Source organism: Vibrio sp. PNB23_22_6 (assembly GCF_052877535.1).
Window position 1 is genome coordinate 84,587 of record NZ_JBNFXP010000005.1, and the last position, 20,514, is coordinate 105,100.

Genomic DNA, 20,514 nt, shown 5'->3' on the forward strand with positions numbered 1-20,514 from the left:
ATTTCGATGCAAGCATCACAACTTCCGCTGTTTTTTCAGCACCTTGAAGCGGAGCTGGCACAAGCTCCGAATGAAATTCGTCGACTGTTTCATGGTCGCGGTCGCCGTTTTGAAGGCCTAGAACAAATTACTTGTGATTGGTTGCAAGGGCAATTGATCATTAACTTATTTAAACCGGTGGATGAGATTTTTCTTACCGAGTTGAAAAGTGGCCTACATGCGCTTGCTCAGTCCCAACGGTGGTCGGACAAACAAGGTTGCGCAATAGTGATTCAGCATCGCTATGCGGATGGGACTCCTTCAGAAGCGCTAGTTGGGGAGCTAAACTCGCGACCTATCGTGGAAGAGAGTGGGCTTAAATACCAACTGGATATCGGGCGTAACCAAAATTTTGGCCTGTTCTTAGATATGCGCTATGGGCGCGATTGGGTGCGTGAACATGCGAAGCATAAGAATGTACTAAATTTGTTTGCTTACACTTGTGGCTTCTCGGTCGCTGCTATTGCGGGTGGCGCGGATAAAGTGGTTAACGTGGATATGGCAAGAGCATCATTGTCGAAAGGCCGTGAAAATCATCTTCTTAATGGCCACAACATTAGCCAAGTCAGTTTTTTGGGCCATGATATCTTCAAATCGTGGGGAAAAATCAAGAAAGCAGGACAATATGATTTGATCATCATTGATCCGCCATCATTCCAAAAAGGCAGCTTTGCTCTGACGAAAGACTACAAAAAAATTCTACGTCGTTTGCCTGATTTGTTGGCAGACGGTGGTCAGGTGCTTGCGTGTGTGAACTCTCCGTCGGTAACCAGCGACTTCTTAATTGAAAGTATGAAGGAAGAAGCGCCGGCGCTAACGTTCCGTGAACGTTTGGATAATCCACCCGAGTTTATGGATGTCGATAGCGAAGCGGCTTTAAAAGTGCTGCTGTTCAGCTGAGTTTAACGCCTCTTTAGTTGGTCATCCCTTCTTTTAGGGAATCTCTAGGAGCACTCTGGCCATCAAAAGCGCCGTTCGCGGCGCTTTTTGATCGATGAAATAGGGGCTTAACTAATTTGTACTTCAAGATCGGACTCAATCGTAGAAGAGCAAGCCAATACATAGCCTTGTTCAATCTCTTCCAGTGTTAGAGTCTCAAGGCTGGTGGAAGAAACGCTACCTTTATGAACTTTACACTTACAAGAGCCACAAATACCGCTTCGACACGCGACTATCAAAGGCAACGCCGCACTTTCTAACGCCTCCGCTAACACCTGGCCTTTTTTCGCATTGATACTTTGAGCGAAATCAGGCACGGATACGGTCGCTTTTTCGTCAGATACTTCAGTATCTTCATTTCGTGCTGGGGTAAAGCTCTCTTGATAGAAGTTTTCTATATCGAAACTGAGTTCATTTAAATAGCCTTGAACGTCGAGCATGAACTGGTTCGGGCCACAAAGGTAGACAGTGCGTTGCTTAACATCTGGCACTAGCTTTAATAACCACTCGACATTTAAACGCCCTTCAGGGTATGGGGTTTCACCGCCATGTTTAAGTAGCAGCTTCAAGTGGAAATTGGGGTAAGCAGCGTGGTAGGTTTCTAACAAATCAAAGTAGATGGTCTCCTGCCGAGAACGCGCGATATGCAAGAACTCAACGTCAACCTCTTCATTATTGTTCAGCCAATGCTTTGCCATTGCGAACACTGGGGTAATGCCACAGCCTGCACTGATGAGTAATGCTTTCTTTTTCCCATCATAAAAAGCCGGTGGATGGTCAATACAGTTGAATTCCCCCGTCGGTGGCAAGGCCTGAAGGGTATCGCCAATCAGAAGTTTATCGACAATGTAATTGGATACTTTACCCCCTTCGACGCGTTTAATCGTGAGTTGCAGGCAATCTTCACCAGAACGAGAGCTAAGCGAGTAGGCGCGAAATTCCATTTTTCCGTCAATCTCAACACCCAGATTAATGAATTGACCCGGTTTAAATTCGAATAGAAGTGACTCTGATAAATCTGCCAGCTTTAAGCTCACTGCATCCGGTGTTTCATGGTATTTATCAACACAGCGTAACGTGACAGGTTGACTGCCTTGCCATTCAAAAAACATAAAAATCTCTTTGGTTATGACTATTTTCTACAGTTAATTCTATTAAAAGGCCCCCAACGAAGGGGGCGTGTTATAGACGGGAGAATTACGCCGCTAAAATGGCTTTTAGATCATCCTGAACGTTACTGATGCTACGCATGTCAAATTTCTCTTGAATGATAGCAATCAAGTTAGGCGTCAGGAATGCTGGCGCCGTAGGGCCTGTGTAAATGCCTTTTACGCCTAGCGCGAATAGCGTTAGCAGAATAACAATCGCTTTTTGTTCAAACCAAGATAATACAAGTGTTAGCGGCAGCTCGTTGATATCACAGTCGAACTCTTTAGCCAACGCCAGTGCAAGTTGGATTGCTGAGTAAGCATCGTTACATTGACCAACGTCTAATAGACGAGGGATACCATTGATGTCGCCGAACGTGTTTTTGTTGAAGCGGAATTTACCACACGCAAGTGTCAGAATAAGCGTGTCTTCTGGTGCTTCGGCAGTGAAATCTGTGTAGTAACTACGTTCTGATTTATCGCCATCACACCCACCGACTAGGAAGAAGTGTTTGATGTTGCCTTGCTTCACTTGATCGATAACAGCAGGTGCAGCGTTCATTAATGCATTGCGGCCAAAACCGACCGTGATGTTGTGCTCGATTTCATCGTGTTGGAAGCCCGGTTGTGCAAGTGCACACTCAATCACAGCACTGAAATCGTCACCTTCAAGATGCGCGATACCTGGCCAGCCAACAATGCTACGAGTGAATAGACGATCTGCATATTGACCTACATTTGGGTTAAGCAGGCAGTTAGATGTCATCACAATGGCACCAGGGAAGTTAGCAAATTCCTTCTGTTGGTTTTGCCATGCGCTGCCGTAGTTGCCAACTAAATGAGGGTATTTCTTCAGTTCTGGGTAGCCGTGTGCAGGCAGCATTTCACCATTGGTATATACATTGATGCCTTTGCCTTCCGTTTGTTGAAGAATTTTTTCAAGGTCATGCAGATCGTGGCCAGAAACAAGGATACATTTTCCTTTCACTGGTTTAACGTTAACGGTTGTCGGCTCAGGGTGACCAAAGGTCGCTGTCTCACCTAGGTCTAGCATTTCCATCACTTTGTAGTTCATCAGACCAATGCGCATTGAGCAATCAAGCAGTGCACCTAAATCTTCAGGGTCGGTACCTAACCACGCCATGATCTCATGGTACTCTGCGTAGATGTCGTTGCTTGTTTGATCAAGAACGCGAGCATGCTCCATGTAAGCTGCCGCGCCTTTTAGGCCGTATAGACAAAGCAAGCGTAATCCGATCACGTCTTCATGTACTTGGTCTTTACCACGGTTAACCGCCACCTGTGGTGCGAATGTTAATATTTCCGTGACTGAGGCTGGTAGCTCGAAATTCGCTACGGCAGGAATGTCCGAAAGAGGCTGATTCGCTAACGTTGCAGCGGCCATGACTTCCGTCTTTAGTAGAGACTTGTATGCTTCTGCGTCTGATGTCAGTTTTAGAATACGTTCTGGGTCGAAGTTAACATTCGTTAGGGTTGAGAAGAATGCTCGCGGTGCCCATTGGTTGATTTCATCATTGATGATGTTGAATTCAAGTGCGCGTGACGCCCAAAAAGAAACCCCTTGCAGAGCGTAAACAAGCACGTCTTGTAGATCAGAAACCTCTGCCGTTTTACCACACATACCTTGTGCGAAAGAACAGCCTTTTACAGCTGGGGTTTGGATTGTCTGTTCACATTGAATACAGAACATATTGGGTTCTCCAGTGAGTATCGTAATAGTCGTTTTATTTATCACTAGATAGCAGAATGCGTGCCAGACTTTAAGTTTTTGAAATATAACAACAAACTTTACTAGCAAATAAGGGGTTGATGTAATTAATACAACATGAGTGATGTTATAATCACATCGTGCTTTGCGGGCTGCTTATTTATTGATTCCGAGTTTTTTACCCATTCGATACAAATTACCACGATCCATCTGTAAAAATTCGGCGGCTTTTGCCCACACTCCACCCGTTTGGTTTAAAGCATGTTCAATTAAATCACGTTGATAGCGTTCCACCAGCTCTCTCATTGGTTGACTTTTTTGGGGGAAATGGCTTGATGTGTTTTTTACATCATTAAGTGCAGTGGAGGTATCAAAGTGATTCAACATGATGGTACTTGCGCCTTGTTGAATGGAATGTAAAGCGGCGCGGGTCAATGTATGTTCGAGTTCACGAACATTACCATACCAAGGTAAAGACTCTAATTGGCTCAACACTTTAGGGTGTACATGAAGATTTGGTGCGTTGAACTGTTGACGGACTTTTTCCAACAGGTAACCCGCTAAAACCGGAATGTCACCATCACGATTGCGTAATGGCGGCACTTTAATCGGAAATACGTTTAAACGGTGGAATAAGTCAGCTCTGAAGGTGCCCGCTTCGACTTCTTTCTCTAATTGCCGATTGGTCGCTGCAATAATGCGTACGTTGACCAGTAAATGTTGATCGCTACCTACGCGTTGCAGTTCGCCTTGCTGAATCACACGCAGTAGTTTTGCTTGTAAAATTAACGGTAATTCACCGACTTCATCAAGAAAAATCGTACCACCGTCGGCCAGTTCAAACTTACCTGCTCGGTGACCATTTGCGCCGGTAAACGCCCCTTTGACGTGGCCGAATAATTCACTCTCTGCGAGCCCCTCGGGCAGTGCTGCACAGTTTACGTAAATCATCGGCTTGTCGCTGCGATGAGATTGCGCATGCACCGAGTGCGCCACTAGTTCCTTACCTGTTCCCGTTTCTCCTGTGATTAAAACGGCATAATCTGATTGAGCAACGGTGGCAATGTTATTACGCAGTTGATTGATTTGCGGGCTTAATCCCACCATTTCGCCATGTTGTGAGCGTGCTTGCTGGATCAGTGTTTGAGTGACACTTTTTTGCTTTTGGTTCTGTGCTTTGAGTGCTTTTAACTGAGAAATATTGCGCAAGGTTGCAGCGGTTAAAGCGGCAAAAGTTTCCATGGTGACGGGGTCGATATCATCAAACGCGCCGATCGCAAGCGCATCCATCGTGAGCGCACCGACAAGTTGTCCATCAACATATAAGCTGCACCCCATACAATCGTGGACATCGATACACTGGTTTTGTGCTAGTAGGGTGCCATCAAAAGGATCGGGGAGTGAACAATCTGCATCAAAACGTACGGGCTCACGGCTTTGTATTATTGCCTCCAGCCTAGGATGTGCTTTGGGAAAGAAACGTCGCCCTAATACAGCAGGCGATAACCCCTTGACTGCGACGGGCGTAAGAAAGTCATCTTCGTCGAAGATAAACAGGCAACTTGCATCGCAAGGGAAAACCTGAGTGACACCATCAATTAAATTTTGATATTGCTGTTCATGAGAGCGATTTGAGCTGAGGTTTAAGGCGATATTCAGTAGAACTTGGTCGAAGGCTAGGGGCATAACATACTCATAAAAAATGTGGATGAGGCAATACTAACAGAGTGATGTTGTTTTTACATCGTTAGGCTTGTGTGATTGATGTCCCATTGACGACAGAGGAAAGGTGGTGAAACATTGGAAAATGACAACACAGACAAACGCAATAATGGCATTTGCCTGTGTTGTTTAGCTAATGAATGCAACTATCTTTGGTGTGATACGTATTAACGTGGGACCACTCTTGCGCTATCACCGGCTACGTTAACTTGTACTGCTTGGCCGGGCTGGAAAATCATGTTGGGGTCCACCTCTTGAACGATAGAAATGACTTTTCCATCTTCCAAACGAATGGTTAGGTTTACACCGTTGCGTTTACCTGCTTCCCCTGCAATTTCACTACCCGCATATCCTCCGAGTAAGCCGCCGCCAATGGCCGCAATGTCAGAGCCTGAGCCACCACCAATCTTCGAACCTAAAATGCCGCCAATGGCTGCACCTGCAATGGTCCCAATGGTATTCGTTTGGGTCGACGCATCAATCGTCACGGGGGCGACCTTTTCAATTGTGCCATAGTAAACTTGCTGTACGGTACGGGTTTCTTGCGACCCATAGGCGTCGCCATATGGGTTTGGCGAAGTACAGCCAGCTGCTAATGAAGCTAGGGAAAATATGAGAATTAAATGAAAACTATTGTGTCTTACCATGTAACCTCCAAATGATCGCATTACTCAAAGAGTATAGAAGTAAGATTTGCTTTCTGCTGCAATATCAAAGAGAAAGCGGTAAGTCATGGCAAACAATAACTTATATACAAGGGAGGTTTAATTTCAGTTTTAAGAGCGTTACATGGAATCCGCACATCGAGGAGGCTCAGGTATGAGCCATGACTTTATTCTGAGTTCAAAGTATGGAAGCCCGAATAAATACGAGTAAATGTCGTAAACCAGCATGCGGTGCCAAAAATGTAGGCAATGACATCAAAATGTTGTGGGAACAAGCAGATCAACGCAAAGCAGGCAATAGTCTCGGTACCTTCCGTTAAACCGCTCATATAGTAGAGAGACTTGTTCGTGTACACCGGATTATCGATACCGCGTTTGCTAGCCATGATGGCAAAGGCCAAGAAACTGCTGCCAGTGCCGATGAATGAAAAAATCAAAAACGCACCGGCAACGGCATTTTGCTCTGGGTTTGCCAGTACAAAGCCAAATGGGATCAGCGAATAAAATAGGAAATCCAAGCTGATATCGAGGAAACCACCGGCATCGGTGATGCCTTGTATTCTCGCTAATGCGCCATCCAACCCATCGCAGACTCGATTGAGTAAAATGAACAGTAAAGCGAGCGTGTATTGTTCGGTGACCAATGCGGGTAGGGCAAAACAACCGAGTACAAATCCAAATAATGTGATTTGATTCGCGGTCACGCCGCGATTATCGAGCAGTTTTGCACTTTGCGTTAATGGCCAACGAATAACTTTGATACTTAAACGATCAAGCATTGTTCGTCTCCCAAGGCCAGTTTAGGCAACGACTGCCTTGTGGGATATCTTCTTTATCATGCGTCACCATTAAGGCTGGGATATTCGCATGTTGTAGCTGTTCTACAACCCAGTTACGGAATTGAACGCGAAGATCTTTATCTAGTTTGCTGTATGGCTCATCAAGTAGCGCAACTTTAGGTTTAGCCAGTAGCATACGTGTAAGAGCGATACGCGCTCTCTGACCGCCAGATATTTGGTCAGGAAAAGACTCTGCGAGCTTAGTCAAAGAAAGGTGCTTAAGTGCCAGTATTGCACGCTCTTTACGCTCTGCACCTTTAATTGAGTTTGGTAGAGCAAACGCAATATTTTCCCATACGGTTAGGTGTGGGAATAGTAAATCATCCTGAAATAGAATTCCGACCTGGCGTTTGTGCGCTGGTAGAGCGTCTAAGCGTTGATTATCCAGTGTGATCGAGCCTGAATAGTCGAACTCAGCTGATAAGTGCCCGGCAATGGCATCTAACAACGTTGATTTGCCACAACCACTTGGCCCCATTAGTGTCACAATTTCACCTTTCTCTACGGTAAGGTTGAAAGAAGAAAAAAGTATATCGCCATGGGATTTACGGATGGCGAGGTTTTCGAGACAAAGACTCATTAGGCAGTAAACCTTTAATAGACAACCGGCGATACTTAACGTGTAAACGACTAAGTAGAATCGCAAAAGAGAAGAACATCAACGGCAATAGGGCTTGCCAAATTGCGTAAATAGCAGTGACGCGACGGTCAAAACCACTCGATAGAGCAACCGCTTCGGTGGTAATAGTGCTAATACGGCCAGCTCCCAGTACAAGAGTCGGTAAGTACTGAGCCAAGCTAACACTAATGCCGACAGCCCAAGCAAACGCAATCGCAGGTAAGAGAATCGGTAGCTTTACTTTTAACCAAGCTTGTAATGGTGATTTCCCCAAACTTAACGCTACTCGCGTTAAACCATTATCAAAGCTGCGCCATGGGCCATCAAGAGAGAGATAGACAAATGGGAAAGCGAAGAACACATGCGCCCAACATACCCAGAAGAAATAAGCATTGCTATCGAGGTACAGTGTCGCTACTTGCATGCCAAACAACACAGAAAGCTGAGGAATCAACATTGGTACCGCTATGATGTAGCCCGGCACTTGCCAGCGGTAACGCAGTCGGTATTCATGAGCAATCAGTGAAAGTAAAAGGGCGATCAACGCACTAATGACAGCAATCAGCATACTTTGTTCTAGCGTACTAAGAATGTTTTGCCATTCGTATTCCCAAAAGCGTAGACTGTAGCGGCTTGGTAGTAAATCAGGGAAGCGCCAACGCTGAGAAAAGCTCCATACTACCATGAGTGGCACCTTTAACAGTGTGAGCAAGGCAATCACCGCGAACAAGGTTTTTCCTGGTAGACGGAAGCCGCTGCGACCTGAGTATTGCCAACGCTTGACGCCTTTGGTGATGCTCCATTCCACCAAGCGAGCAAAACCAATTAATAGAGTTGCGATGACAAAAAGAACGACAGCGCCTGCCGCGGCTCTTGGTAACAAAGAGAGGTCAGGGTCATTAAACCATTGCCAAACTAGCACCGCAAACGTCGGAGGATTCGTTGGACCGATAATCAGTGCGACATCAACAACCGATAAGCTGTAAGCAATGACGGCGAGCATAGGAAAGCGTAGCTTTGCAAACCATTGTGGGAACACGCATTTCCACCAAGCTTGTGCAGAGGTATAGCCCATGGAATGGCTGACTTTTTCGATTTTTTCTACTTTTAAATGCTGAAGAATTGGGATGCTCATCAGTAGTAGGAAAGGCACTTCTTTGAAAGCAAGCATAACGATAAGGCCAAGCGCATAAGGGTCTTTAATAAGCAACGCTAAGTCGTTAACGGTTTGCGCATTTGGGTCATATCCAAACAATTGATTGAGTGTACGTATCCCCATGCCTGTTGGAGCAAATAGGAACGCAAAACCAATCGCGAAAGCCACGTGAGGTATAGCGAGAAGTGGGGAAAGGCTGAGTTCAATTTTACGCCAGAATTTGCTTCCCCAAGAGGCTTGCAGAATCGCAAACGTGATCAAGCAAGCTAGGTAGCTACTAAAAATAGCAGAATAAAAAGTCAGGCTAATTGACGTCCAGACGCCCTCCCAATCAAAGACCGCATTGAAGCCATCAAGAGAGAAGTGGTTCAAACCGATAGGCGGTACGTAACCGAGCGCAGAAACGATCACTCCTAGTAATCCAGGGATGGTCGGCAAAATACATACTGCGATAATAACTAGATACAGCGCTCTTAACATGTGCTCGTATTAATTCCCGTAACGTTTCAACCATTCTTTTTCTAATGCAGCCTGCCAACTAGGGTGGGGCTCTGCGATAGATTTAAATTGTTGTGTGTTTTTAGCCGTACCTGTTAAGTATTGGCTGTTTAGCACCGAAGGGTCACCCCAGATGTTGATGTCACCTTTACGAGATTGTGCTTCAGGACTCAATAAAAAGTTAATCGCAACTTGTGCTCCGGCAATTGCGTTTGCGTTCCATGGAATGGCTAAGAAGTGGATATTAGACAGTGCACCGGCGTCCATCGCGTATGCTTTGGTACTTTCCGCTAGATTACCGCTCGATTGTGCAGAAAACACTGCGTTCGGGTTGAATGTCACAGCAAGATCAATTTGGCCATCATCGAGTAATTGCACACTTTCTGCCGTACCTGCAGGGAATTGCTTACCACCACGCCACGCCACACGATGGAACTCATCTAAGTAGCGCCAAAGTGGTTGAGTTACCGAAGAAAATGTTTCTTTTGTTACTGGTTGTTGTAGCTCTGGCGCATTGTTTGTCACTTCAATCAGCAGTGATTTAATAAAGCTGGTGCCGTGAAACTCGGGTGGGCGAGGGTAGGTTAAACGATTTGGAAACGCTTTTGCGTAGCTCAGCATTTCAGAGAATGAACGTGGTGGATTATTCAGCGTGTCTTCATCATGGATAAAGACCAATTGACCGACACCCCAAGGTGCTTCTAAGCCATCTGTTGGTTCAGAAAAGTCTACATCAACCGGTAACGTTTTATCGACATATTGCCAGCTAGGTAGTTGGTCAACAAAAGGTCCAAACAACAGTTGGTTGTCTTTCATTGATTTGAAGTTTTCACCATTGATCCAAACCATGTCTACACTGCCGCCACTGTTTTTTCCTGCGGCTTTTTCGGCGATGATACGTGTTGTGGTTTCAGAAATATCGGTGACTTTGACATGGTTAAGGGTCACGTTGTAGCGAGACTTTAGCTCTTTTCCGGCCCACAGAATGTAGCGGTTGATTTCTTGGCTACCACCCCAAGCATGAAAATACACGACCTGTCCGTCTGCCTGCTGTTCAATGGCTTGCCATTTTTCCGGAATAGAAGATGCAAAAGAGGAAGTAGCGAAAGTGGCGGCTAAAATACCAAAAGTGCTCAGTAATTTTTTCATACGTAATCCGTGTTTTTTATCTTTGTCTTTATTTTGGTGCTTTGTTTTTCTATGCAATGAAAAACGCTTAATTTTGACAATTAATATAGGGCCTTAATAGTATGGACGATCCTTTTTCTCTATATGGATAGTAATCTATCTTGGTCTATTATCAATGTGAATTTGATAATAGATTTAGAGAATTACTCGCCTTGTGAAGCTATACCAATCAACGCCTCATTTTAGCCGTAAACTTAATCAGAGGTGGCTTGAAGTATGACCAGACCGATATGAATGAAAAAGAGTGCGGCTCCTGATAAACCGCACTCTTAACGTTTCAATATGGATAGACCGGATTACTTCGCCAGTTCTTCCATGTTGATGCCTTTTTTCTTCGCAATATATTTTGGAATCAGTGACATACCAAACAGGATAAGACCTGCCGCCGCGAACTTAACAAGCAGCATCGCTGATACACCGTTGGTCGCGATATCACCCGCCATGTAAGCAAAGATGAAAGCACCTGGCGCCATGGTTAGTAGGGATACTAACGCGTAAGTTCCAAGGCTCAGGCTCGTTAGACCGTAAGCGTAGTTCTGCAGACTGAATGGGAATACCGGCACTAGACGAGTTAGGATCAAGAAGCTGGTGCCGTTTGCAGCAACGCCGTCGTCGATCTTTTTGAAGATTGGGTTATCACCAAATTTTTTCATGATTGTGTTACGTAGTAGGAAACGTGCCACAATGAATGCTACCACCGCACCAAGCGTTGCAGAAAACAGCGCTAACACACCGCCTTTGATAGGACCAAATACAATGCCCGCTACAATGGTGAACGCACTGCCCGGTAGTAGGAACACACATGCAAACACGAATGCTGCTACGAATACTGCGTAACCCCAAACACCAAAACTTGCGATCCACTCTTGTAGGCTCTTGATGTCAGTGATGATCTCAAGAATGCCAGTTTGTTTTGCTGCAAATAGTGCTAGCGCTACTACTGCGATTAATAAAGCAATTTTTACAAATTTCATTGTTTTTACTTCACTTAAAGATGGTTATACATTCATACACTTGATTAGACCCGCTTTTGATTTGTAGCGGTTGAACCAAGCTTTCACAGGGCTTGCTAGTACGTTTACTGGTGGCTCATCGTTTTGCATGATGACTGGACCAAACATCAGATCCAGAATGTGCCAAGCTTTCTTGCCAACGCCCATCATAGAGCCACGACAAGCCGAGCAGTAAACCACCACATTATCAGTTTCAAACTCTTCTGCACGGCGTACTGCAACGCGGTTAGCAACATCTGGATTCGCAGGCACAACCATGCCACCAAAACCACAACAGCGAGTGTTTTCACGAGTATGCTCAGGCTCAGAAATTTTGTAGCCAAGCTCAGTTAGGATCCAGCGAATACCGTCCTGTAGCTCTTTTTCGTAGCGAGTTGAACAAGAGTCATGAATAGAGAACACCACATCACTGTGTTTCGCTTTGCCAACCAATTCTTTTGGTAGGCCAATTTCTGGTAGCAGCTTCCACAGAGATACTGGCTTTTGTTTACCGCCAGATTTTTTGATCATGCCGTAGCAGCTTTGACACGCGACAATCACTTCTTGGGCTTCTAACTTGTCGAAGTCTGCTTGCAGGTCGCCGTAACGTTCTTTGAACTTGTCGTATTGACCGATTGCTGCGGTTGGTTTACCACAGCACTTTTGCACCGCGCCCATCTCTGGGAACACGTTTTTTAGGTGCTGTGCAATTGCCGCTACACCTTCAGGAGAGTAGGATGGCAGACTGCATCCTGGCATAAATACTTTATTGCTCATGTGTGTTTACCTAGCGTTTAGCCATTGTGAAGAGTTTAGAGAAGCCCAGAAGCTGGTGCATATTGATTGCCTTGTGACCTTTGATTGGCGATTCGCCATTGTTCGCTTTAACAAAGTCGTTACGAGCGCCAAGGAAGATTTCTTTCATTGGGAAATCTTTTGGACAAACGATCGTACATTGGTCACAGGCGTTACATGAGTAAGCCAGTTGCGGATCCATTGTCTTGTTATTAACGAAATCAGAGAATGCCGTTTTCGGGCAATCCGTGAAGTCGTTCATCATGATACATTCGCTCATACATAGCTTACAGCTACATTGCAGACAGCGAGATGCTTCTTGCTTGATCTGCTCTTCAGTGAAGCCTAAATCCACTTGTGCAAAATCTTGCTTGCGCTCTTCAGCGTCACGTAGTTCACCGTGTAGGCGAGGGGTATCTACTGTACCTTTTGGAAGTGGTACATCTAGACGAGATTGGTAGCTGTATTCTTGCTCGAAGTCACGATCTTCAGTCAGTGGACGAGACGTTAGGAAGCGCTCAACACTCATTGCGGCTTTACGGCCTAGTGCCATCGCTTCAATCACGATGTTACCGCCGCACGCATCACCGGCTACGAATACGTCTTCTAGGCTAGAAGCCAGTGTTTGCTTGTCGACAACATAACGACCGCCACGAGTTTGCTCTAGTGCGCCGTCAGTGATGTCAGCGACGATTTGACCTGTTGCGAATACCACCGTATCCACTGCGATGGTTTTGCTTTCGTCGCTGTATTGAGGTGCAAAGTTGCCTTGCTCGTCAAAGATAGATAGCACTTTCTTAATGGTGATACCCGTTACTTTGCCGTTTTCATGTTCGATGGCAACCGGACCCCAGCCTGCGTTGAACACGACGTTTTCTTCTAGTGATTCGTCGATTTCGATTTGGCTAGCAGGTAGGTTTTCCATGCTCTCCAGAGAACATTGGTACACTTCGCTTGCACCGATGCGCCAAGAAGAGCGCGCACAGTCCATCGCTACGTCACCACCACCGATGACCATCACACGTTTACCGGCACGTGGGAATTGGCGGGTTTCAGAGATCTCTTTCAAGTATTCAACCGCAGAGAACACGCCGTCGTTGTCGTGACCTGGTAGAGGAATGATAGAGCCTACGTGTGCACCGTGAGCAAGAATCACCGCATCGTGCTCGTTGCGTAGTGCTTCAAAACTGATGTCTTTACCGATCTCAACGCCAAAACGGGTCTTAATACCTAGCATGCCTAAGTAGCTGTATTCGAAGTCGATCACATCGCGAGGTAGACGGTATTCAGGAATACCCACGCGCATCATGCCGCCGTATACGTCTAACTTTTCGTAGATCGTTACTTCGTGACCTTGGCGGCGAAGCTCAATTGCTGCTTGAGCACCAGCAGGGCCGGCACCAATGATAGCGATGTGCTTGTTGGTTAGTGGAGCGATGTTAAGATCCCAATGGTCTTGGCTATCTAACTTCTCAGCAACGAAACGTTTGATACCTGCAACACTGATCGGCTGACCGAACTCAGTGTTACGACGGCAAGACGCTTCACAAGGGTGTGCACAAATGCGGCCAAGTGTTTGAGGTAGGAATAGTTTGGTGCGGATAAGATCTAACGCACCTTGGAAGTCACCTTCCCCCGCCATGCGAACGTATTGTTTTACATCCGTGTGCATTGGACATGCGGTTTGACATGCTGGATCAGAATCACCCATACAGCCATCGATGATCATCTGGGCGGTGTCGTATAACTTTTGGCTAAAAATTACATTGTTCATTGACTGCTATTTCCGTTTTAATTAGCTCTTGACGTTGATAACGTTCACTTCAGGATTCTTTTGCTCGTAGTGAGCGTGGCTGTATTCAATCCATGAACCATCGTAGTTATAGACGCCTTCCGCACCTAGAACTTCGGTCAGAATCATGGTTGTGTGAGCCGAACGTACGCCGGATTGACAGTAAGCAATGACTTTCTTGCCTTTAATGATGTCACCGTAAAGTGCTTGCAGTTCTTCTGCTGATTTTAGTGTGGTGTCTTCGTTTAACGCTTTTGTCCAGTTGATATGAACACTGCTCGGGATTGTACCAGGGCCGAATGCGCCAGAAACTGCCACCTCACCGTTGAACTCGTCATTACTGCGAGTATCTAGGATTACCCAATCTGGGTTGTTTTGTGCTGCGATAACCATGTCTAGCGTTGCTAGTGCATTGTTTTCTTGTTTCGCATTTGGTGCGTCGTATTGGGTAGCAGCAACGCTTGGGTTTTCAGAACCAGTAGGGAAACCTGCACCCAACCAAGCATTTAAACCACCGTCTAGGTAACGAATGTCGTCGTGGCCTAAGTTGTAGATTTGCCAGTAAAGGCGAGCGGCATCGTGATGAGAGCTCGCAGCGTAAACCACGATCGTGCTGTCTGCTGTTGCGCCAAAGCGACCAAGGATGGTTTCCATTTCTTCAACGCTGTTGCTCATGCCCTCAAAGTCGTAAACACCTTCCGTTGCAGAGTAATCGTTGCGCCACATAGTGTAAGAACCAGAAATAGGACGATCCGGTTTGATAGGGTTTAGCGCACCGATCACGACCACATCTTTGTCTGCGTCCATCATTGCTTTGAGCTGTTGAGCTGAAATGAAATGTTCTGGGTGAGCGTATTCTGTGAATTTCTGCTCTTGTGCAGCCGCATCCACAGTCACAGCCTCAGCAGAGAACATCGTATTGTAAGTTGAGTAACCAACGGCTGCGACAGCCGCGAGCACACCCAACGCAATAGTCGACTTTTTCATGAGTTGTTTCCATATTTTAATTTAAAGTTTTGCTGACGAGTCACTTAGCTCGGCAGTTAGAATCTGGTTGAAGCTAAGACGAAGACACATAAACTTAGTAATTTTTCATAAGTGTTCATGGCGTATTAACACTCTTAAATGAGTGAACTTGCATCTAGCCCTTAGTGGGTAAGTATTTTGAGTAAATTGACACTTAGGAGGTATTGTGGTTTTCCACAATAATGAAGCCAACTTGATCTAAAGCAACAAAGTTATTGGGGGAAGTGATGGTAAAATGTGCTACAGACAATTTTTAATATTATTTCGTAAGTGATTAATAACCATTCTCAAAAAATTAAACTGTTTATTTTTGTTATTTCAACAGTGTTCTCTTATGTTTCATTTGCGAACGAGCCTACAACTCAAAGAAAAGACTATGAAGTCGGGGTGTTGGCGTTGAGAGGGTATGCACACGCAAGGCAAGCGTGGGAGCCGACATTGAATTGGTTGGAAACAAAGAATCCAGGCTATCAATTTAACTTACATACCTATGATTTTGACCAGTTAGAAGAAGTGTTTTTGCACGGCAGATTAGACTTTATTTTGACCAGTCCAGGGCAGGCGACCAAACTTGCTCGCGAGTATCCGATTAACTGGTTAGCAACCCAAAAAACGGCGTATAGCGACTTTCCTAGTAAGTCGATTGCGTCAGTCGTCGTTGTTCGTGAGGAGTCACCATATAAGACGTTAAAGGACATTAGTAAGGCGCATGTTGCAGCGGTATCGGAAAAAGCATTTGGTGGTTTTATTGCGCTTCAATACGAGTTAGATAAGTTAGGTTATTTCAACGCCTCATTTTTTGAAAAGATTCAGTTCACGGGACCACCAACGGATCAATTAATATTAAACGTGATAGATAACAATCTTGATGTAGCGATTGTGCCGGCATGTACGTTGGAGAATATGGCGAAAGAGGGGCGTATTCAGTTAAACGGTTTGCGAGTTATCAATGAAACACGTCCCGCAGGTTCGGTTTGTGCAGTAAGTACGCCACTTTATCCTAACTGGACGTTGGCGATGACCGAACGCGCACCGGCTTATGTAGGTCAGATGGTCGCGCAAACGCTATTTTCTATGCCAGCAGATCATCCTGCCGCGATTGCTGCAAATAATGTGGGCTGGATGCTGCCTGCGCCAAGCATTAATGTTGACAAGGTGTACAAACATCTGGATATGCATCCTTTGCAGAAACCTTTGGGAGAGAAAGCAAAAGAGTGGTTACACGAGAACCAAGTCGTTGCGCTTGCTTCAATACTTACTTTGTTTCTATTAACAGGCTATCACTTTTGGTTGCAGTGTAAGTTTCAGCGCAGTCGTGAAGAACTAAAAAACGCAATGAATGATTTGCGTCGTAAAAGTAGTTTGCTTGAGCACGCACAGCGCATCACCATCATTGGTGAACTTGGTAGCAGCCTGGCGCATGAAATCAATCAACCACTGGCAGCGATCAAAAATTATAGCCAAGGTGTAAAAGTGCGTATGGAGCGGGGCACAAAACCAGAAGAGTTGTTTCCAATCTTAGAAAAAATTCAGCTGCAAGTGACTTCAGCTAGCGACATTATTCAACGTTTACGAGGTTTAATTAATAAAACGCCAATAGAAAAGTGTTGGGTTGATTTTCCGTGCCTGATTGAAGATGTAATGAAGCTGGTGGATTATGAGTTTCAACGCTACCGTATTCAACTCGGCGTGATGTATTCGGGCGAGCCACAGCCAATCTATGCGGATGTGACGGGATTGCAACAGGTGATGTTAAATGTACTCAATAACGCCAAAGGTGCTTGCCTCAGTCATGAGCCAAAACGCAAAAATTTGTTCGTTGACCTAGACGTAAGTTTTTGTGACGAAATGGTCATTATCGATGTTACTGATAATGGTATCGGCATTCAGGGGCAGGAGATCCCCCTTGATCAGGCGTTCTATACCACCAAAGAAAATGGCCTTGGATTGGGGTTGGCAATTTGCCGTGATGTTATTGATGCCCATCAAGGTAGTATTCGTTTCCGGTCAATTGAGCCAACAGGCTGTCAGGTGACCATCGTTTTACCGTATCAGGAGGCTTGTCATGAGTCGTAATCTTTGTCCACTCTATATTGTTGATGACGAAGAGTCCGTATTAGAGTCCATGGCATTTATGCTTGAAAGCTATGGTTATGAAGTAAAAGTCTATTCAAACGGCACGGATTTTTTGGCGGACGCAGAGTTGGCGTCTGCTGGTTGTGTATTGCTTGATAGTCGCATGCCAGAAATGCGCGGCCAAGATGTCCACCAAATCATGGATGAGCAATTTAGCCCGGTCAGTGTCATTTACTTAACGGGGCACGGGGATATCCCGATGGCGGTAGAAGCATTAAAGGGGGGGGCATTAGATTTCTTTCAAAAACCCGTCGATGGCAATGCGCTAGTTTCTGCAATCGAGTTAGCAATGGCAAAGTCAATGGGTAACCTTGATAAGTTGCGCGCTAAGTACGTGCTACAAAATTTAACTAAGCGAGAAAGGGAAGTGCTCGATTTGGTCGTAAAAGGAATGAAAAACCAAGAGATGGCAAATCAGTTGTGTGTCTCTTTACGCACAATTGAGGTGCATCGTTCGAATGTCATGAGAAAACTTGAGGCAGAGAGCGTCGCGACGCTTATTAGAAAAGTGGGGCATTTAATTGAAGCATAAAAAAAGCAGCTAGGTTAGCTGCTTTTTCAATTCGTCATTTGACTTAGTTTAACCAGTCACTAAGAACGAACGTCAGTTCGTGATCAGCCGTTTTTAGTACTAGGTTTTCTTTAGTTAGAGTAATGTCGCTCCACTGAGCTAATGTGTCGGTCATCACTCGCTCGACATTCATTTGATCGTCAATACACATCTTCATGGTCATGCCCATTTTTTCGATGCGCAGTTGATTGTCTTTCAACTCAGCCTGGCCAAAGAACTCATTACAGCCGGCATTACCATTAGCCGTTAGGTTTTCTCCTAACTCTAGACGAGGCGCAAATTCAGCATCTTCAATCGCGATATTCTCGCCATCAACTTGTACTAATTCCCAGTTGTGATTCTGTAAGTCTTGAACTGTAATCTCTTTCACATAGTCATCACCATTGTTAGCGCATGCGGTCATTAGAATTGGAAGTGAGATTGCTGCAACTAACGTTTTTAGGCTAAGCTTCATATTATAGACTCCGTTTTAGAAAGCGTGATAAGTATAGGAGATAAAATACAAATTTTGTCAGTATACGGTTATAGTTTCGTATGCGTGTTGACACGGCGTATTTTATACCAGAGATCTCATCCCCGAAATGATATCGACTGAATATGGCACAATATTTCCGACACTCAGTCAACGATAATCGGTTGAATGTTTATTTGTTAACTATAGAACGGTTTTAGCATGGAGCAACTGGAATTTTTTTCTATCCCAAGCCCTTGTGTTGGGGTTTGTAGCTCTGACGAGAAAGGGTATTGTCATGGGTGCATGCGTAATAGAGATGAGCGCTTCAACTGGCTGAGCCTTACTTCTGCGCAGCAGTTGCATGTCATAAAGCTATGCCGACAAAGATATAGAAGAAAGTTATTAGCAGGAAAAACGAAGCCTGTGTTACCTGAAGAAACGTCTTCGCCACAACAGGATTTATTTTAGTCTGATGATTAGAGCGGTATTAACGGAGTGATTCCCGACTCAATTGGCGATGTCAATGAAGTCGGGAAAACGCTGACTTAAGCTGCTATTTCATTGACCAAAGGTCATCACTTACCCAGCCTCCTGCTTGTTCGTCGAAGTGGCAACCGGCAAATCGGTGGTTTTGTTCAACATCCAATTTATTGCTGGGGCGTTCATCCATCAATTGATGGATATACTTTGCCATAGGGTCAGTACACGCTTCACGCTCTCTGCGTGTAACCACTTCCTTAATCATTTGCAGTCTGTAGCTTTTGCTGGCTCGTTTCATTTTTGACCTCCAGAACTCGATGGCAGCAGTTTGAACACATTGGCGCCAGATAGCTGCTCATCGACGTACACTTGGAGGTGCATCGCCATTGTTTGAAGTCTGGAAGACAAATTGTTTCAGAGCAGTGTTTGTAACGCCACCACCTTTCTTTGAATCACTGGTAGAATTGCTAAAATACAAGCTTAAACACCAAGCAACTCATCTGTGTGTTGGAAAGGCTTTATCAAACATAGAAGCCCGGCATAAGGTCGTCAACAGTACCAATGAATATTTTTTTTCCTCCTTTTTTAGGTAGTTTATTTTCAGCTATTTAGCTTACCGATGCTAAAAATGTGAATCTATAAGCGATTTTTAAATACAAAAAACCGGAGCGTTGATGCTTCGGTTTGAACTTAAGAGTGTTATTTAATCAATAAAATATTATTGTGGAGTATTGATTTTACAGCCGCCGAAATTTGGAACATCCGTATTGGTGTATACGATCTCACCTTGAGGCTCATAGTTAGCAACTGCAATGGTCTGTAAGGATTCTAAGTCATCTTTTAGAACTGCCGCGTCTACGTTGCCTGTATCAACGACATCAAGTTTAGGGTAACCATCGCCACCTCCAGCGTTATAGCTTGGAACTGTAAACTTATACACCTTGATTGCAAAATTATTGAAAATGCAAAAGACAAGCGTGCAGGCGATGTCGATAAATAAAAACGGTATTTAGAATTTATCCAAAGTCCATTTCAATATGAAACGTGATCAGTTTGGTTAATAGTATATTGACTTGTGAGTCGGTGTTTGATTTGTGAGCTTTACACTCGAGTTTGACGAAGGATTGATCGATTTGGTTTCGTATCGCTTAAGTGAAATAATCGGTTAAGATTTTTCTACCTACGGTGTTAAGAGATAAGGAGTATAAGCAACATGCTTGCTTAAAGTTGGGGTAATTGTGGATTTACAGTTGCTTGCAAGCTTTTGGATGGGCTAAACAAGTGATTTCAGAACGCCTTAAATAGTAAAACCCCGGAGGTGGTAAGTCTCCGGGGTTTTGAAATTTTTTAGATATCTCGGCTGGTAAGTCCGATAATCTTGTATGCAAAAGGTTTGGATTTTATCCGTTAATTCCTTGGTAGGGAATTAGATACGGATGAAGTCCATGTGCTCAACTTTTGGCTTGTAAGCGTGACGTTGAACGTCTTGTGGCTTAACTTTAACTTCAGCGCCGTCGATAACTAGAACGATGCCTTCGTAGAACGCTGGCTTGTCCATTTGGTTAACGATGTCGTCGTGGTTAAGAACGATAGCAACTGCTGCTTCTTCACCGCCGTATACAACTGCAGGGAATTTGCCAGCGTGACGTAGGCGGCGGCTCGCACCTTTACCTAGTTCAGTACGTACTACTGCTTCGAATTTCATAGTATTTACTCTCAAATTAGT

At 44.9% G+C, this 20,514-nt stretch carries 19 protein-coding genes and 1 pseudogene; 4 read left to right on the forward strand and 16 right to left on the reverse strand.

Annotation, left to right across the window (positions count from 1 at the left end; genetic code table 11):
- Positions 1 to 6: 6 nt before the first annotated feature.
- Positions 7 to 939 (forward strand): class I SAM-dependent methyltransferase, encoded by a 933-nt coding sequence (locus tag ACVA54_RS06035; protein ID WP_119463345.1) that lies wholly within the window; start codon positions 7 to 9, stop codon positions 937 to 939.
- A gap of 107 nt (positions 940 to 1,046) precedes the next feature.
- On the opposite strand, the gene ACVA54_RS06040 is transcribed toward ACVA54_RS06035, so the two are convergent.
- From ACVA54_RS06040 to ACVA54_RS06095, 12 genes are all read right to left on the reverse strand, one after another.
- Entirely contained in the window at positions 1,047 to 2,090 is a 1,044-nt protein-coding gene (locus ACVA54_RS06040; RefSeq protein ID WP_446580132.1) for an FAD-binding oxidoreductase, read from the reverse strand.
- 85 nt (positions 2,091 to 2,175) lie between these two features.
- Positions 2,176 to 3,837 (reverse strand): hydroxylamine reductase, encoded by a 1,662-nt coding sequence (gene hcp / locus ACVA54_RS06045; protein ID WP_099078687.1) that lies wholly within the window; start codon positions 3,835 to 3,837, stop codon positions 2,176 to 2,178.
- Between the two features lie 174 nt (positions 3,838 to 4,011).
- On the reverse strand, positions 4,012 to 5,541 hold the full coding sequence (norR, locus tag ACVA54_RS06050; RefSeq protein ID WP_099078688.1) for a nitric oxide reductase transcriptional regulator NorR: 1,530 nt from the start codon (positions 5,539 to 5,541) through the stop codon (positions 4,012 to 4,014).
- A gap of 203 nt (positions 5,542 to 5,744) precedes the next feature.
- Positions 5,745 to 6,224, reverse strand: a complete 480-nt coding sequence (locus ACVA54_RS06055) for a glycine zipper 2TM domain-containing protein (protein ID WP_099078689.1) — start codon at positions 6,222 to 6,224, stop codon at positions 5,745 to 5,747.
- A gap of 185 nt (positions 6,225 to 6,409) precedes the next feature.
- A complete protein-coding gene (locus ACVA54_RS06060; RefSeq protein ID WP_446649459.1) occupies positions 6,410 to 7,021 on the reverse strand; it encodes a CDP-alcohol phosphatidyltransferase family protein in 612 nt (203 codons plus the stop codon).
- The gene (locus ACVA54_RS06065) at positions 7,014 to 7,661 is read right to left on the reverse strand and encodes an ATP-binding cassette domain-containing protein (RefSeq protein WP_099078691.1); all 648 of its coding nucleotides are present in this window, start codon (positions 7,659 to 7,661) and stop codon (positions 7,014 to 7,016) included. The genes ACVA54_RS06060 and ACVA54_RS06065 overlap by 8 nt, the downstream gene beginning before the upstream one ends.
- Entirely contained in the window at positions 7,627 to 9,336 is a 1,710-nt protein-coding gene (locus ACVA54_RS06070; RefSeq protein WP_099078692.1) for an ABC transporter permease, read from the reverse strand. The genes ACVA54_RS06065 and ACVA54_RS06070 overlap by 35 nt, the downstream gene beginning before the upstream one ends.
- A 9-nt stretch (positions 9,337 to 9,345) precedes the next feature.
- Positions 9,346 to 10,503 carry an ABC transporter substrate-binding protein gene (locus ACVA54_RS06075; protein ID WP_446639860.1) on the reverse strand — a complete coding sequence of 386 codons (1,158 nt, stop codon included), beginning with the start codon at positions 10,501 to 10,503 and terminating at the stop codon, positions 9,346 to 9,348.
- Positions 10,504 to 10,838: 335 nt separating this feature from the next.
- Entirely contained in the window at positions 10,839 to 11,516 is a 678-nt protein-coding gene (locus tag ACVA54_RS06080) for a TVP38/TMEM64 family protein (protein ID WP_099078694.1), read from the reverse strand.
- Between the two features lie 24 nt (positions 11,517 to 11,540).
- The gene (locus tag ACVA54_RS06085) at positions 11,541 to 12,311 is read right to left on the reverse strand and encodes a (Fe-S)-binding protein (protein ID WP_099078695.1); all 771 of its coding nucleotides are present in this window, start codon (positions 12,309 to 12,311) and stop codon (positions 11,541 to 11,543) included.
- Between the two features lie 10 nt (positions 12,312 to 12,321).
- Entirely contained in the window at positions 12,322 to 14,103 is a 1,782-nt protein-coding gene (locus ACVA54_RS06090) for an FAD-dependent oxidoreductase (protein WP_099078696.1), read from the reverse strand.
- Positions 14,104 to 14,124: 21 nt separating this feature from the next.
- Positions 14,125 to 15,108 (reverse strand): sulfurtransferase, encoded by a 984-nt coding sequence (locus ACVA54_RS06095; protein ID WP_099078697.1) that lies wholly within the window; start codon positions 15,106 to 15,108, stop codon positions 14,125 to 14,127.
- A gap of 309 nt (positions 15,109 to 15,417) precedes the next feature.
- Between ACVA54_RS06095 and ACVA54_RS06100 the strand changes: the two genes are divergently transcribed.
- Complete coding sequence (locus ACVA54_RS06100) at positions 15,418 to 17,223, forward strand: sensor histidine kinase (protein ID WP_446649460.1); 1,806 nt, start codon at positions 15,418 to 15,420, stop codon at positions 17,221 to 17,223.
- Positions 17,213 to 17,815 carry a response regulator transcription factor gene (locus ACVA54_RS06105; protein ID WP_446580122.1) on the forward strand — a complete coding sequence of 201 codons (603 nt, stop codon included), beginning with the start codon at positions 17,213 to 17,215 and terminating at the stop codon, positions 17,813 to 17,815. The genes ACVA54_RS06100 and ACVA54_RS06105 overlap by 11 nt, the downstream gene beginning before the upstream one ends.
- Before the next feature lie 43 nt (positions 17,816 to 17,858).
- Here ACVA54_RS06105 and ACVA54_RS06110 read toward each other — a convergent pair whose 3' ends face one another.
- Complete coding sequence (locus ACVA54_RS06110) at positions 17,859 to 18,308, reverse strand: META domain-containing protein (protein WP_119463342.1); 450 nt, start codon at positions 18,306 to 18,308, stop codon at positions 17,859 to 17,861.
- A 219-nt stretch (positions 18,309 to 18,527) separates the two neighbouring features.
- Here ACVA54_RS06110 and ACVA54_RS06115 point away from each other — a divergent pair, with 219 nt between their 5' ends.
- Positions 18,528 to 18,776 carry a DUF1289 domain-containing protein gene (locus ACVA54_RS06115; protein ID WP_119463341.1) on the forward strand — a complete coding sequence of 83 codons (249 nt, stop codon included), beginning with the start codon at positions 18,528 to 18,530 and terminating at the stop codon, positions 18,774 to 18,776.
- An 85-nt stretch (positions 18,777 to 18,861) separates the two neighbouring features.
- On the opposite strand, the gene ACVA54_RS06120 is transcribed toward ACVA54_RS06115, so the two are convergent.
- From ACVA54_RS06120 to rplY, 3 genes and pseudogenes are all read right to left on the reverse strand, one after another.
- Positions 18,862 to 19,086 carry a hypothetical protein gene (locus ACVA54_RS06120; RefSeq protein WP_099078701.1) on the reverse strand — a complete coding sequence of 75 codons (225 nt, stop codon included), beginning with the start codon at positions 19,084 to 19,086 and terminating at the stop codon, positions 18,862 to 18,864.
- A 420-nt stretch (positions 19,087 to 19,506) separates the two neighbouring features.
- Positions 19,507 to 19,731, reverse strand: a pseudogene (gene ushA, locus ACVA54_RS06125) (bifunctional UDP-sugar hydrolase/5'-nucleotidase); the annotation flags it as partial.
- Positions 19,732 to 20,214: 483 nt separating this feature from the next.
- On the reverse strand, positions 20,215 to 20,493 hold the full coding sequence (gene rplY, locus ACVA54_RS06130) for a 50S ribosomal protein L25 (protein WP_010449038.1): 279 nt from the start codon (positions 20,491 to 20,493) through the stop codon (positions 20,215 to 20,217).
- Positions 20,494 to 20,514 lie beyond the last annotated feature (21 nt).

Coding starts and splice junctions, on each gene's coding strand:
- ACVA54_RS06105 (WP_446580122.1), top strand. CDS start 17,213: ATGAGTCGTAATCTTTGTCCACTCTATATTGTTGATGACGAAGAGTCC.
- ACVA54_RS06060 (WP_446649459.1), bottom strand. CDS start 7,021: ATGCTTGATCGTTTAAGTATCAAAGTTATTCGTTGGCCATTAACGCAA.
- rplY (WP_010449038.1), bottom strand. CDS start 20,493: ATGAAATTCGAAGCAGTAGTACGTACTGAACTAGGTAAAGGTGCGAGC.
- ACVA54_RS06090 (WP_099078696.1), bottom strand. CDS start 14,103: ATGAACAATGTAATTTTTAGCCAAAAGTTATACGACACCGCCCAGATG.
- norR (WP_099078688.1), bottom strand. CDS start 5,541: ATGCCCCTAGCCTTCGACCAAGTTCTACTGAATATCGCCTTAAACCTC.
- ACVA54_RS06040 (WP_446580132.1), bottom strand. CDS start 2,090: ATGTTTTTTGAATGGCAAGGCAGTCAACCTGTCACGTTACGCTGTGTT.
- ACVA54_RS06115 (WP_119463341.1), top strand. CDS start 18,528: ATGGAGCAACTGGAATTTTTTTCTATCCCAAGCCCTTGTGTTGGGGTT.
- ACVA54_RS06070 (WP_099078692.1), bottom strand. CDS start 9,336: ATGTTAAGAGCGCTGTATCTAGTTATTATCGCAGTATGTATTTTGCCG.
- ACVA54_RS06035 (WP_119463345.1), top strand. CDS start 7: ATGCAAGCATCACAACTTCCGCTGTTTTTTCAGCACCTTGAAGCGGAG.
- ACVA54_RS06120 (WP_099078701.1), bottom strand. CDS start 19,086: ATGAAACGAGCCAGCAAAAGCTACAGACTGCAAATGATTAAGGAAGTG.
- ACVA54_RS06080 (WP_099078694.1), bottom strand. CDS start 11,516: ATGAAATTTGTAAAAATTGCTTTATTAATCGCAGTAGTAGCGCTAGCA.
- ACVA54_RS06110 (WP_119463342.1), bottom strand. CDS start 18,308: ATGAAGCTTAGCCTAAAAACGTTAGTTGCAGCAATCTCACTTCCAATT.
- ACVA54_RS06085 (WP_099078695.1), bottom strand. CDS start 12,311: ATGAGCAATAAAGTATTTATGCCAGGATGCAGTCTGCCATCCTACTCT.
- ACVA54_RS06095 (WP_099078697.1), bottom strand. CDS start 15,108: ATGAAAAAGTCGACTATTGCGTTGGGTGTGCTCGCGGCTGTCGCAGCC.
- hcp (WP_099078687.1), bottom strand. CDS start 3,837: ATGTTCTGTATTCAATGTGAACAGACAATCCAAACCCCAGCTGTAAAA.
- ACVA54_RS06075 (WP_446639860.1), bottom strand. CDS start 10,503: ATGAAAAAATTACTGAGCACTTTTGGTATTTTAGCCGCCACTTTCGCT.
- ACVA54_RS06055 (WP_099078689.1), bottom strand. CDS start 6,224: ATGGTAAGACACAATAGTTTTCATTTAATTCTCATATTTTCCCTAGCT.
- ACVA54_RS06065 (WP_099078691.1), bottom strand. CDS start 7,661: ATGAGTCTTTGTCTCGAAAACCTCGCCATCCGTAAATCCCATGGCGAT.